This window comes from Agrobacterium sp. 10T429 (assembly GCF_056393925.1).
Map to the genome: position 1 here is coordinate 139379 of NZ_JBFTGV010000009.1, position 13415 is coordinate 152793.

Genomic DNA, 13415 nt, shown 5'->3' on the forward strand with positions numbered 1-13415 from the left:
GATAGTGCCCGCATGTGAACTTGGCGAGTCGAATTTGTGCGCAAGGCCAGCACCTGCTAGATGCGACAGGGAATCGACTTCACCAAAGGAGAACATGCATGGAACGGCCATCTTTGCCGAAGGGCTTGCCCGAGGACATAGAAGACAAGAAGGCCGCCGCCCAGGCCTGGTTCCAGCATCTGCGCGACACCATCGTTACCTCTTTCGAAACCCTTGAAGACGAGCTGAGCGGCCCGCTCGCCGATCAGGAACCGGGACGCTTCGTGCAGAAGGACTGGCTGCGCGACAATGGCGCGGGCGGCGGCGGCAAGATGTCGATGATGGAGGGCCGCGTCTTCGAAAAGGTCGGCGTCCACACCTCCACCGTCTATGGTGAGTTCTCGCCGGAATTCCGCCAGCAGATACCGGGTGCGGAAGAAGACCCCAGCTTCTGGGCCTCGGGCATTTCGCTGATCGCCCATCCGGTCAATCCCAATGTGCCGGCTGTTCATATGAATACCCGCATGGTCGTCACCACCAGCCACTGGTTCGGCGGCGGCGCGGACCTGACGCCCGTGCTTGGACGCCGGCGGACGGAACAGGACCCGGACACCCAGCTTTTCCACCGCGGCTTCGAGATCACCTGTAACCGCCATCCCGTGGCCGACTATCCGCGCTACAAGTCGTGGTGCGACGAGTACTTCTTCCTCAAACACCGCAACGAGCCGCGCGGCACCGGCGGCATCTTTTTCGACTGGCTGCACCCGGAAGAGGAAAAGGGCGGCTGGGACGCCAATTTCGCCTTCGTGCAGGATGTTGGCCGCGCCTTCAACCTGGTCTACCCAAAAATCGTGCGGTCCAATTTCAACCAGTCCTGGACCGAAGAGGACCGCGACGAGCAGCTTATTCGCCGTGGCCGCTATGTGGAATTCAACCTGCTTTACGACCGCGGCACGATCTTCGGCCTCAAGACCGGCGGCAATGTCGAATCGATTCTGTCTTCCCTGCCGCCCGTGGTCCGGTGGCCCTGAAATACTCACGTAAATTTGACGCCCGTCAGGAATTTGGGCGCAAATCGCGCAAATTAGGACTTATGGAAAAATAAAGGCAATGATAATCTCCTGCGTGCAGACGTACTGGAGGAGCTATCGTCATGATTACTTCGAACAGCATGCCTATATCCGCTTCCGCTGAGGGAGCATCGCATTCCATCGATACCCCTGATTTGATCGACCGCATGGCAGCGGAAATGCGTGCCACCGGCGATCGCGAACTGCCGCATTCCTTTTATGTCGAACAAGTAAAACGCACGCTTGCCGGAAAAGCGGTGACGCGGGCCGACAATGACGAAATGCCTCGTACAAAAATCCCGGCAGCCGGCACATCCTCTGTTTTCCAGTGCTGGGCGATGCCAGAATAGGGCCTGAACAGGGTCAGCGGACGCCGCTCTGGAACATTAGCGGCGACCGTTCGTTTCTTGTCAGAGGGACAGCAGGCATTTGCAGGCTGTCCCTCTGTCTAAAACAGGGAGGCAAGACCATGAGACTGTTTGAATGTGGAACGCTCGTGCCCGGCTGTGCCTGGCACACTCGCGCGGATGACGACGCGGAAGTCGTGCGCCGCACCGTGGAACATATGCGATCGGCCCACGGCGAAACCATCATCCGCGAAAACATGATCGAAAACATCAAATCCCGCATCCGCGACGAGGCAAATGCGGCCTGAGCCGCAACGCCTCCGGCACTGCGATCTCAATTCTCCAGCATATCCTTCAGCCGGGCGGTCAGCGCTGCCCGGTCTAGCGAGAAATTGACGTCGATCCACTTTTCTTCGAGGCTTTTCAGCACCTCGCCTACCTTCGGACCGGATTCCACGCCCGCGGCCATCACATCAGCGCCGCTTAGCGGAAAGCCGGGCTTGTGGAACTTGTTCGCTCTCGTCAGCAGCGTCGAAAGTCGCGCGACTTTCTGCATCGCCGCCTCACCGCCCGAAAGGTCGGCGCGGGCCGAGGCAAGCGCCAGTTTCAGCCGCGTCTTCACACCGTCAACGCCCTGCCGGTAAAGCAGCCGGTCTAGCGCCGTCTCCTTCATCTCTGGATCGATCACCGGCGCGGAAGCCCAGTGGGCAAGATATGCAGCTTCAGCCTTGGACAGCCGCAGCCGCGCAGCAAGCGCCGCTAGCCTCTCCCTGTCGGGCGGCACTATCGCAGCGAGCCGCAGCATCGGGTCAACTGTCCAGCCAAGCGCCTGTTCGGTTGCCACCAGCCCGTGAATGGCGTCGATACCCCATTTTTCCGTTTCGGGAAGAATTTCCGCCAACACGCCGGATTGCCGCATCCACAGCAAGGCGCGGGAGGGATCGCGCGCGGAAAGCAGCTTTTTCAGCTCGCTCCACACCCGCTCGGCCGAGAGCGTCCCCAGCTTGTCCTTGGCCCGCGCACTGGCGCGCAAGCCATCGGCATCAGGACGACCGGAGCCATAATGGGCGAAAAAGCGGAAGAAGCGAAGAATCCGCAGATAATCTTCCGAAATCCGCATTGCCGCATCGCCGATGAAGCGCACCGTGCCGGTTTCAATGTCGGGCAGACCATCGATGAGGTCGATGATCTCGCCTTTCTCGTCGGCGTAAAGTGCGTTGATAGTGAGATCGCGCCGCTCGGCATCGGTCTGCCAGTCTGTGCCAAAAGCGACCTGCGCATGGCGGCCATTGGTCTCGACATCGCGGCGCAGCGTCGTCACCTCGAAACCCTCGCCGTCGATCACCAGCGTCACCGTGCCGTGTTCAATGCCGGTCGGTACCGCCTTGATGCCCGCCGCCTTGGCGCGCTCAACCACCACATCGGGGGTAAGCGTCGTCGCCATATCGACATCGACGACCGGTTGTTCCATCAGCGCATTGCGCACGGCGCCGCCGACGATCCGCACCTCGCCGCCATCGGCGTTCAACAGCGCGAAGATGCGCTTCAGCGCCGGCTTTTCAAACCAGTCCCGCCCGACAAGGCTGCTCATGAATAAAACCTCTCGTAAATCGTCCGTACGATGCCCGCCGTAATGCCCCAAATGTAGCGCTCGCCATAGGGCATTTCGTAGAAAAACCGCTCCTTCCCCTGAAAGATGCGGCTGCCGCGCCCGTGATTGGCGGGGTCCATCAAGAAAGACAGCGGCACCTCGAAAACCTCATCCACTTCCGTGGGATTGAGCGTCAGGTCAAAGCCGGGACGAACGACCGACAGCACCGGCTTGATGCGAAAACCGGTACCGGAAATATAATCCGGCAGACGCCCGACTGTTTCCACGAAAGATCGCGAGAGGCCGATCTCCTCTTCCGTTTCGCGCAGGGCGGCCTCTTCCGGTGTGCGGTCCCCGGCATCGATGCCACCGCCCGGAAAGGAAATCTGGCCGGAATGTTTGCGCAGGGTTGCGGTGCGCTGGGTGAAGATCACCCGCGCTTCGTTGCCGTCGTCGATGACAGGCACCAGCACGGCGGCGTCCTTCAGCCTTATGCCGTTTCCCGAAAGCACCACGCCCGGATTGAGCAGATGATCGCCATTCTCGCGTTCCGCCACGCCCTCGCGTTCCGCCACGCCCTCGCCTTCCTCCAGCACCCGGCGGCGGAAATCGGCGGCGGTAAAAGTTTCAAGGCGGGTTGTCGTCATTGTCATTGCGAAAGCCGTTCCAGTTCTTTGGCGGGCATCACGGGAAAGACAACCCCGCCCGAGCGCACGGCAAACATCTCGATACCGTCCACATCGATCACCTCGCCGAGTGCCACGAGATCATACATCACCGCCCGCGAGACGAGCGCCTCCAGCCTGCCGCGCACCAGAATATAGGGTTTCAATTCGCGGTTTTCTCCGAAAATCGTAAAGCGTAGCGGATGCTCCGGCCCGGCCTCCACCACATCGCCGACATTGGTGCGGAAGGTCAGCAGCGGCCCGCCATCCTTCTCGCCCGCCGTCACCTTCATCTCGACGGCCACGAAAGGAGCATCCACCACGCGGATGCCGACTTTTTCCACAGGAGTTACAAGATAGGTCTTGCCGTCGTCATCCTTGCGCAGGACCGTGGAAAACAGCCGCACCAGCGGCGCCCGGCCAATGGGCGTACCCATATAGAACCAGGTGCCGTCTGCGCGGATTTCCATGTCGAGATCGCCGCAAAAGGGGGGATTCCAGCGCTCCACCGGCGCAGGTCCACGTTTGGCGTCGCCGGTCTGCTCGGCGGCGCGGGAAATCATCGCCGCAAGCCCTGCTGCATCGCTTGCCGAATTTATCGTCTCCGCTGCCATATTCGAGTCTCGCTTTGCCGATAAGGAAATACTAAGTCACGACATAGTCATTCGAATGGCGCTTGTCAGCGGCCAAGAGAGCAATAAGCTAGTTGCAGCGCGAAATCCGCCCCGGCCAATGGCCATCAAGATTGGGGCAGGAATGGGTCGGCGGCAAAGGTATGAGGAGAGCGACATGGGCGTGATGAATACCGGCGAAACCCTCGACGAAAAAGCCATCGTCGCCTCGGCCGAAAAGGCGCTTTCGGATATTGCCGCGATCCGCGCGGAGGTATCCAAGGTCATCTTCGGCCAGGAAAAAGTGGTGCAGAACACGCTTCTCGCCATACTCTCGGGTGGCCACGCGTTGCTCGTCGGCGTTCCCGGGCTTGCCAAGACCAAGCTCGTCACCACGCTCGGAACGGTTCTCGGGCTCGATGCCAACCGCATCCAGTTCACACCGGACCTCATGCCATCGGATATTCTCGGCTCCGAAGTCATGGATCAGGATGAAAACGGGCGGCGCTCCTTCCGCTTCATAAAAGGTCCGGTGTTTGCGCAATTGCTGATGGCGGATGAAATCAACCGCGCCAGCCCGCGCACGCAGTCCGCGCTGCTGCAGGCCATGCAGGAATATCACATCACCATGGCCGGCCAGCGTTACGATCTGCCGAAACCCTTCCACGTTCTCGCAACCCAGAACCCGCTGGAACAGGAAGGCACCTATCCACTGCCTGAAGCGCAGCTCGACCGCTTCCTGCTGCAGGTGGATGTCGGCTATCCCGAGCTTGCCGCCGAACGCCAGATATTGCTCGACACGACAGGCACCGCATCGGGCGAGGCACGCAAGGTTATCGACGCCGAACGCATGATGGAAATCCAGGCCCTCATCCGCCAGATGCCGGTCAGCGACAAGGTGGTGGACGCGATCCTTTCGCTTGTCCGCTCTGCCCGCCCCGGCCACGGCAACAAATTGACCGACAAACACGTTGTCTGGGGCCCGGGTCCCCGCGCCGGCCAGTCCCTGATGCTGACGGCACGCGCCCGCGCGCTTTACGAAGGCAGGCTCGCGCCGTCGCTGGACGATGTCTATGCGCTGGCCGAACCGGTGCTGGAGCACCGCATGGCGCTGACATTCGCCGCCCGCGCCGAAGGCATGTCGGTGCGCGATGTCATCGCAGCCCTTGTGGAGCAGGCGAAGAACTAAGGCATCGAACCGAAAAGTGTGACGCTGTTTTCGGAAAATCCGATGCTCGACAAAAACTCGGAGCGGCCCGCCGCTCTGACATCTGCCTAAGCTTTCTCGAAAGGAGTGCCTGTGGCATCCATCGGCCAGATCGTAGATAAGACACCGGGTAGCGAAGTTTTGGCGCGCGCGCGCCAGCGTGCCGCACTGGTGCCGGACTGCATGGTCGAAGCCAAGCGCATCGCCAACACCGTCACCGCCGGCTGGCACGGCCGCCGCAAGCGTGGCATCGGCGAGAATTTCTGGCAGTTCCGCCCCTATGCCGAAGGCGAGAGCCTGTCGCGCATCGACTGGCGACGCTCGGCCCGCGACGACCACACCTATGTGCGCGATCGGGAATGGGAAGCTGCCCACACCATCTGGCTGTGGGCCGACATGTCGCCGTCGATGATGTTCAAATCCACACTCGGCTCCGTTTCCAAGGAAAGCCGCGCATTGGTGCTGATGCTGGCGCTGGCGGAAATCCTTGCGCGCTCGGGCGAGCGCATAGGTTGTCCCGGTATCATGGAGCCCATCTCGGCCAGAAACGCCGCCGAACGTCTGGCTGCCGCCATCATGCACGCGCCGCTCACCACAGGCATGCCGGAAACGGGCATGATCCGCGGTGCAAGCGACATCGTCCTCATAGGCGATTTTCTCGACGATGCGCAAAATGTGATGGAGCGGATTTCGCCACTCGCGCGGCGCGGCTTGCGCGGCCATGTGGTGGAAATCGCCGATCCGGCCGAAGAAACCTTCCCCTATTCGGGCCGCACCGAATTTACCGACCCGGAAACCGGTGAAAAACTCGTCTCCGGCCGCGCGGAAACGATTCGCGAGGATTATACCCGCGCCTATCTCGCCCGCCGCGAAGCGCTGTCTTCTTCGCTGCGCCGTCTAGGCTGGAATTTCGTGTTTCACCGCACCGATCATCTCGCCTCCGAGGCGCTTGTGGCTGTTCACATGTATTTGTCCGGTGCGCCCGCGCAAGGCGGTGGCAACCGATGAGCGCATTGCCCTTCGTCTTCACCAGCCCCTATATTCTCTTCGGCCTTCTGGCATTGCCAGCCATCTGGTGGCTGCTGCGGCTCACCCCGCCGCGCCCCAAGGCGGAGGTTTTTCCGCCGCTGAAAATTCTGGCCACCGTGCTGAAGCGCGAGGAAACGCCCTCGAAAAGCCCGTGGTGGCTGACATTGCTGCGCATCGCGCTCGCCGCCGCCGTGATTTTCGCGCTGGCCGATCCGGTGGTGAACCCCCGCAACAACAGCATTGCCGGCACTGGTCCCCTGGTGCTTGTGGTCGATAATAGCTGGGCCTCCGCAACTGATTGGCAGAGACGCGTCGAAACCGCTCAGGCCCTGATCGGCGACGCGGAAAGGGCCGATCGCCCCGTTTCCATCAGCTTCACCGCAGATGCCGAACATGACGCCGTGCCGGCCACCACGGCGGTGGCGCTGGACAAGCTCGCCGCCGCCAAGCCGAAGCCGCTTGCGCCGGACCGCGTGCGCACTGCGGAAGCCATTACCGAGGCGCTGAACGGCACCTCCCCCGGCACGCTCGCCTATATTGCCGACGGCGTTGCCACCGCGCAGGATGAAAGCGCACTCAAAACGCTGGCCAGCCTCTCAGCTGCCGAGTTCCGCATCGTCACGGGTGATGGGAAATCCATCGCCGCCATTACCGGCGCCGCCAACAATGCCGATGCGATGAGCGTCACGCTATCGCGGCTCGACACGGCCTCCCCCAGCCGGTTGACCGTCAATGCGCAGGACAGCCAGGGCCGCATCCTTGCCACTGGCACCGCCAGTTTCGCTCCCGGCGAAGCGGAAACGACGGCGACGGTGGAAGCGCCTTTCGAATTGCGCAACGACTTCGCCCGCCTCTCCATCGAAGCAGTTTCGACGGCGGGCGCGGTGCATCTTCTGGATGACGGTTTCCGCCGCCGCCGCGTGGCGCTGCTGGCCGGTGAAACCGGAAATGATTTCCAGCCGCTGCTGCAGCCGCTTTATTACATCAGCCGCGCCCTTCAGCCTTTTGTCGATCTCATCCCGCAACGACAGGCAGATCTTGCGCAGGCAATCCCGGAAATCCTGCAATCCAATCCTTCCGTTATCGTCATGGCCGATATCGGACGTCTGCCGCAAGAGACCTATGAGCCGATGCAGCGCTGGCTTGCCGCCGGCGGCACGCTGATCCGTTTTGCCGGACCGCGCCTTGCCGCAGCCCCCACCAATGATCCGCTGGTGCCGGTGACGTTGCGGCAGGGTGAACGCGCACTTGGCGGCGCGCTCTCATGGGCCGAGCCCCAGCCGCTTGCCGATTTCCCGAATTTCGGCGCCTTTGCCGGAATGCCGAAGGCCGATGGCGTGCTCGTAAAACGGCAGGTTCTGGCCGAACCGACACCGGACCTCGCCGAGCGCACCTGGGCGAGCCTTGCCGACGGCACGCCACTCGTCACCACCCGCAATGTCGAAGCGGGCCGCATCGTGCTGTTCCATGTCAGCGCCGAGGCAAGCTGGTCCGACCTGCCGATATCAGGCCACTTCGTCGATATGTTGCGCCGTATCGTGCAATTGTCCAAGGCAGGCGGTGCTTCCACCTCCGCGAATGCCCCGGCCGCAGCATTGCCGCCCTTCCGGCTACTGACGGCCGAAGGTGCTTTGTCAGCCGATGTCGGCTCCGCCCGGCCGTTGGAAATGCGCCCCGGTCAGGCTCCCCGCACCGGTTTCGACAATCCCCCCGGCCTTTATGGCACAGAGGATGGTTTCGTGGCTCTCAATCTTCTACCGGCTGGCGCCACGCTTCGCCCGCTCGATACCTCGGTCGCGGGTGTCAACACCACCAGCGAAGCACTGATCGGCGAAACGGCGAAATCGCTGCGCCCGGCCTTGTTCATCGCCGCCTTCCTGATGTTGATTGCCGACAGTCTCATCGTGCTCTTTATGAACGGCGCCTTCGCACGCCTGCCGAAAGCCCGCAGCGCCACAGCTGCCACCGTGCTGCTGGCCATTGGCGCCTTCGCCGCAATGTCCTCGAGCGATGCGCGCGCCGACGACCCCAAACCCGGTGACGAGCAGATTTTCGAGCGGCTGGACACGACGCATCTCGCTTATGTCCGCACCGGCGAGGACGATGTCGACCGCATTTCCGAACAGGGTTTGCAGGGATTGAGCGAATTCCTGACCTGGCGCACGACGCTGGAGCCCGGCCAGCCGGTCGGCCTCGATATATCCAAGGACGAATTATCCTTTTACCCGATCATCTACTGGCCGGTGTCGGCCTCCGCCCCCATGCCGTCGAGCGCTGCCATATCGCGTATCGATGCCTATATGCGCGCCGGTGGCACCGTTCTGTTCGACACGCGCGATCAGTTTTCGTCGCTCGACACTGGCGCGACCAGCCCCAATGGCGAACGTTTGCAGGCGATCCTCGCCAATATCGATATTCCGCCGCTGGAGCCCGTGCCGGAAGACCACGTCCTGACGCGGTCTTTCTACCTGCTCACCAATTTCCCCGGCCGTTACAACGGCTCGCCGCTCTGGGTGGAATCGCGCCAGGGGGCGGCGAAGACTACCTCCGGCCTCTCTTCCTCCGGCGATGGCGTGACGCCGATCATGATAACAGGCAATGATTTTGCCGGCGCATGGGCCGTCGATGCGCAGGGCGCGCCGGTGCTGCCCACTGTGCCGCCGGACAAGTTGCAGCGCGAACATGCGTTTCGCTCTGGCGTCAACATCATGATGTATATGCTGACCGGCAACTACAAGGCCGATCAGGTACACGTTCCCGCACTTCTCGAACGGTTGGGGCAGTGACATGACATTGACATTCGCCCCCTTCCTGCCGTGGATCGTTATTGCCGTTCTGGCCGTCGCCGCCCTTCTTCTCTCCTTCATCGGCCTGTGGCGCGGCGTGCGCGGCGCATGGCTGCGCGGGCTGGCGCTTGTCGCCCTGCTTGCCGCCATCGCCAATCCGCTTTTGACGCAGGAGGAACGCGAGCCTCTCTCCACAATCGTCCCCGTTATCGTCGATCGATCGCAGAGCCAGGACGTGCAGGACCGACCGCAGATGACGGATACGGCGCTTGCCGCGCTGAAAGACCGGCTGTCGCGCTTCCCGCGCATCGAACCGCGCATCGTGGAAGTGCGTGATGATGGTGAGAGCGATTCACCTTCGACGCAGCTTTTCTCGGCCCTCTCCTCTGCCGTCTCGGATGTTTCACCCTCCCGCGTCGGCGGTGCGATTTTCCTCAGCGATGGCCAGATCCACGATATTCCGAATGCTCTGCCCAATGCCGAACAGGCGCTTGGTTTCCGCGCTCCCCTCCACGGGCTGATCACCGGCAAGGCCGATGAATTCGACCGCCGTATCGAGATTGTCCGCGCGCCCCGCTTTGGCATCGTCAACGAGGAACAGCAACTGACGCTGCGCGTCTTCGATGATGGCCGTGCAGCCGCAGGCGGTGGTTCGGCGGAAGTAACCGTGAAGATGAACGGCGAAGAAATCGCCACCTTGCAGGCCACACCCGGCCAGCCGACACCCTTTACTTTCAAGGTTCCGCGCGGCGGCAACAATGTCATGGAATTTTCCGTCGCCGAGCTTCCCGGCGAAGTGACGGCCGCGAACAACCGTGCGGTTCACCTGATAGAAGGTATCCGCCAGAACCTGCGCGTGCTGCTGGTCTCCGGCGAGCCGCATGCGGGCGAGCGCGCCTGGCGCAACCTCCTGAAATCCGACGCCTCGGTTGATCTGGTGCATTTCACCATTCTGCGGCCGCCGGAAAAACAGGACGGTACGCCGATCAACGAACTGTCGCTGATCGCCTTCCCCACACGCGAATTGTTCGTGGAAAAGATCGAGGATTTCGACCTCATTATCTTTGACCGCTACCAGCATCGCGGCGTGCTGCCGATCCTCTATTACGATTACATCGCGCAATATGTCGAAAAGGGCGGCGCGCTATTGATCGCAGCTGGCCCGGAACATGCCGGTCAGGATTCGATCGCCATGACGCCGCTTGCATCCGTGCTGCCGGCCCAGCCGACAGGCCAAGTGCATCAGTCCGCCTTTTATCCCCGCCTCTCGGAAGCGGGCAAGAAACACCCCGTTACCCGTGGGCTGGAAGGGTCGGGCGATGAGCCGCCGCATTGGGGCCGCTGGTTCCGCACCGTCAGCGTCGAGCCGCCGCAGGGCCAGACCGTGATGCTGGGTGACGGGCAGGACCCGCTGCTGGTGCTGAACCGCCAGGGTGAAGGCCGTGTCGCCATGCTGCTTTCCGATCAAGGCTGGCTTTGGGCGCGTGGCTACGAAGGCGGCGGCCCGCATGTGGCACTTTACCGGCGCATCGCCCACTGGCTGATGAAGGAACCGGAGCTTGAGGAAGAGGCGCTGACGGCGCGCGCCAACGGCCGCACATTGCAAATTACCCGCCAGACCATCGGCGACGACCCCGGTCAGGCAAGCGTGCATTTCCCCTCGGGCAAAACCGAAAACATGGCCTTCAACAATACCGAGCCCGGTCTCTACAAGATCGAGCGTCGCATGGACGAGACCGGCCTGTTCGAAATCAAGAACGGCGATTTCACTACGCTCGTCCATGTCGGCGCGGTGGATGCGCCGGAATTCAAGGCAATGATTTCGACAACCGAAACGCTGAAGCCGCTTGCCGACGCCACCAAGGGCAGCGTGCACCGTGTCGCCGACAATTCGGGCCGCGTGGCACTGCCCGATATCCTGCCTGTCAGGGGTAATATCAGGGTTGCCGATGAGGATCGCATGCTGATACGCATGACCGACGAGACTGTGCTGAAAGGTGTCAACACCCTACCGCTGTTTGCCGGTTTTGCCGGGCTTGCCGCCCTGCTCCTTGCTTTCTCCGCGCTCTGGTGGCGTGAGGGCCGGTAGGAACTTTCCGGTGGAAGCTCAGGCGCTTTCACGTCTCGCAGTGGAAACGAGAAACGGCCGCCGCTCGGCGACCTGGGAAAGATAATCATGAATTTCGTTTTGAGCGACATCGCGGATGCAGAAGCTGAAAAGGCCATCCGCGATCCCCTGGTGGCCTATAATCTCGCCCGTTTTGGCGAAAGCGACAAACGCGAACTCATCATCACAATCCGCGACGATGAGAACACCGTCACCGGCGGTCTTGTCGGCTATACCGGCCGCGGCTGGCTTTATGTGCAGCTTCTCTTCATCCCCGAGACCTTACGCGGTCAAGGCACAGGCGCGAAGCTTCTCGGCATGGCGGAAGAGGAAGCGAAAAAGCGCGGCTGCATGGGCGCTTACATCGACACGATGAACCCGGATGCGCTGAAGCTTTATGAGCGCTGCGGTTTCACCAGGATCGGCTCGCTTGCCCCGCTCTCCAGCGGCCAGGCGATCACATGGCTTGAAAAGCGTTTCTAATCCGTTCGAAAGAAAGCGGTTGGCGCAGCAGTGTCAGGAGAGCGCCACCCGCCGCGTTTCCGCGTTGATCATCGTTGCGGCAATCGCAGCCAGCACCAGCAGCGCAGCGAAAATGCCGATGGCGAAACCGAAGCCCTGCGCGATGGCATAACCCAGCAACGATGGCGCCAGAAGGCCGCCCAGCCTTGCCATGGCGCCCGCAGCCCCCATGCCGGTCGCACGCGATTCCGTCGGGTACAATTCGGGCGTGAAGGCATAAAGCGCACCCCAGGTGCCAAGCAGCGCAAAGCTCATGATCAGAAGCGATGTGGCGATCATTGCGCCGCCTGTAGCGAGCGTGAAGAGCAGGCAACCGAGGGCGGACAGCAGGCAGAAACCGATCAGCGTCGGCTTGCGGCCCCATTTTTCAACGCCATAGGCCGCAAGCGCATAACCGGGGATCTGCGCCAGTGCCACCAGCACGAGGAAACCATAACCGCGCACGAAGCCGAAACCGTCTCCCGCCAGTTTTGCCGGCATCCAGGTGAAGATCCCATAATAGGAAACGGAGACAAGGAACCACATGGCAAGGATCATGATGCTGCGCTGTCTGAGCGCCGGCGAAAATATCCCCTGCCCTTTTGAAACCTCGGGCTGAAAAAGCCCTGTCCCGGCATCAAGTGGCGCGCGGCCGTTTACCACCAGCATGCGGTTGACGATGACCTTGGCTTCGTCCGATCGACCTCTCCGCACGAGGTAAAGCGGCGATTCGGGCACCATGAACCGTAAACCCAGACCCACAACGGCTGGGAAAGCCGTAACCGCGAAAATATAACGCCAGGCATCGACAACACCGGCAAGGCTGGCGCCCCACGCTGCAAGCGCCACGATCAGGGTTCCGATGGCCCAGAAGCCTTCCAGCATAACCAGCCAGCGCCCCCGGTTTTTTGCGGGCAGGAATTCCGCCATCATCGCATAATCCACCGGCAGGGTGCCGCCGACAGCCGCACCCGTCAAAAAGCGTAGGACAAGAAGAATGGCAAAGTTCGGCGCAAAGACGGAAAGTACACCGAACACGGCATCGCAGGCCACGGTGACGATCAACACACGGCGGCGACCGTAACGGTCCGCCAGACGCCCGAAACCGGCAGCACCTAAAAGCATACCAAAGAAGAAGGCCGTTCCGGTTTGAAGGGCCTGCGGAACAGTCAGGCCAAACGTTAGGGCAATCGAGGCGGCAGTGAAGCCGACCGCCAGCACCTGCATGGCATCCGCTGCCCAGACGAGGCCGAAAATACCCATCAACCGCCGCTGATAGGCGCCCGCACCTGCGCGTTCCAGCGCATCGTTCATGGTGATTGCCGTCATATGCTCGCCCCCGTGCCGAAATCGACTATCGAGTGCTATCGCATAGGGGAAAGAAACGGAATTGAATTTTGCGAAGTACGGTGCGTGGTTTCAAGGCAGAACACCATCCCGTCATCTTTAGCGAAATAACCGGCCAGTATATGGGCGACTCAACGCCCCGTCCCTCATCAAGTCAGTCGTATTTGATGAGGGA

The 13415-nt window shown here is 61.6% G+C and carries 12 protein-coding genes; 8 read left to right on the plus strand and 4 right to left on the minus strand.

Features of this window, described 5'->3' with window-relative positions; all coding sequences use genetic code 11:
* Positions 1 to 98 precede the first annotated feature (98 nt).
* From hemF to AC1DCP_RS19680, 3 genes are all read left to right on the plus strand, one after another.
* Positions 99 to 1010: an oxygen-dependent coproporphyrinogen oxidase gene (gene hemF, locus AC1DCP_RS19670; RefSeq protein WP_013636609.1), complete on the plus strand. Its 912-nt coding sequence runs from the start codon at positions 99 to 101 to the stop codon at positions 1008 to 1010.
* Positions 1011 to 1132: 122 nt separating this feature from the next.
* Positions 1133 to 1399 (plus strand): hypothetical protein, encoded by a 267-nt coding sequence (locus AC1DCP_RS19675; protein WP_003513532.1) that lies wholly within the window; start codon positions 1133 to 1135, stop codon positions 1397 to 1399.
* 119 nt (positions 1400 to 1518) lie between these two features.
* The gene (locus AC1DCP_RS19680; RefSeq protein ID WP_003513537.1) at positions 1519 to 1704 is read left to right on the plus strand and encodes a DUF1059 domain-containing protein; all 186 of its coding nucleotides are present in this window, start codon (positions 1519 to 1521) and stop codon (positions 1702 to 1704) included.
* A 26-nt stretch (positions 1705 to 1730) separates the two neighbouring features.
* On the opposite strand, the gene AC1DCP_RS19685 is transcribed toward AC1DCP_RS19680, so the two are convergent.
* From AC1DCP_RS19685 to AC1DCP_RS19695, 3 genes are read right to left on the minus strand one after another with little or no spacing between them, the layout of a single operon-like run.
* A complete protein-coding gene (locus tag AC1DCP_RS19685; protein WP_065687141.1) occupies positions 1731 to 2987 on the minus strand; it encodes a CCA tRNA nucleotidyltransferase in 1257 nt (418 codons plus the stop codon).
* Complete coding sequence (locus tag AC1DCP_RS19690; protein ID WP_025594168.1) at positions 2984 to 3640, minus strand: NUDIX hydrolase; 657 nt, start codon at positions 3638 to 3640, stop codon at positions 2984 to 2986. The genes AC1DCP_RS19685 and AC1DCP_RS19690 overlap by 4 nt, the downstream gene beginning before the upstream one ends.
* Positions 3637 to 4266: a DUF1285 domain-containing protein gene (locus tag AC1DCP_RS19695; RefSeq protein WP_035198665.1), complete on the minus strand. Its 630-nt coding sequence runs from the start codon at positions 4264 to 4266 to the stop codon at positions 3637 to 3639. Before AC1DCP_RS19695 ends, AC1DCP_RS19690 begins: the two co-directional genes overlap by 4 nt.
* 175 nt (positions 4267 to 4441) lie before the next feature.
* Here AC1DCP_RS19695 and AC1DCP_RS19700 point away from each other — a divergent pair, with 175 nt between their 5' ends.
* The 5 genes from AC1DCP_RS19700 (at position 4442) to AC1DCP_RS19720 (ending at position 11875) form a co-directional block, all read left to right on the plus strand.
* The gene (locus AC1DCP_RS19700; protein ID WP_003513541.1) at positions 4442 to 5452 is read left to right on the plus strand and encodes an AAA family ATPase; all 1011 of its coding nucleotides are present in this window, start codon (positions 4442 to 4444) and stop codon (positions 5450 to 5452) included.
* Positions 5453 to 5563: 111 nt separating this feature from the next.
* On the plus strand, positions 5564 to 6478 hold the full coding sequence (locus AC1DCP_RS19705; protein WP_025594172.1) for a DUF58 domain-containing protein: 915 nt from the start codon (positions 5564 to 5566) through the stop codon (positions 6476 to 6478).
* Complete coding sequence (locus AC1DCP_RS19710) at positions 6475 to 9285, plus strand: DUF4159 domain-containing protein (RefSeq protein ID WP_476774575.1); 2811 nt, start codon at positions 6475 to 6477, stop codon at positions 9283 to 9285. The genes AC1DCP_RS19705 and AC1DCP_RS19710 overlap by 4 nt, the downstream gene beginning before the upstream one ends.
* Position 9286: 1 nt before the next feature.
* Entirely contained in the window at positions 9287 to 11374 is a 2088-nt protein-coding gene (locus AC1DCP_RS19715; protein ID WP_019565198.1) for a membrane protein, read from the plus strand.
* A gap of 87 nt (positions 11375 to 11461) precedes the next feature.
* Positions 11462 to 11875, plus strand: coding sequence for a GNAT family N-acetyltransferase (locus tag AC1DCP_RS19720; RefSeq protein ID WP_476774576.1), 414 nt, complete (start codon positions 11462 to 11464; stop codon positions 11873 to 11875).
* A gap of 33 nt (positions 11876 to 11908) precedes the next feature.
* Here AC1DCP_RS19720 and AC1DCP_RS19725 read toward each other — a convergent pair whose 3' ends face one another.
* Complete coding sequence (locus tag AC1DCP_RS19725; RefSeq protein ID WP_476774577.1) at positions 11909 to 13222, minus strand: MFS transporter; 1314 nt, start codon at positions 13220 to 13222, stop codon at positions 11909 to 11911.
* Between the last annotated feature and the right edge of the window lie 193 nt (positions 13223 to 13415).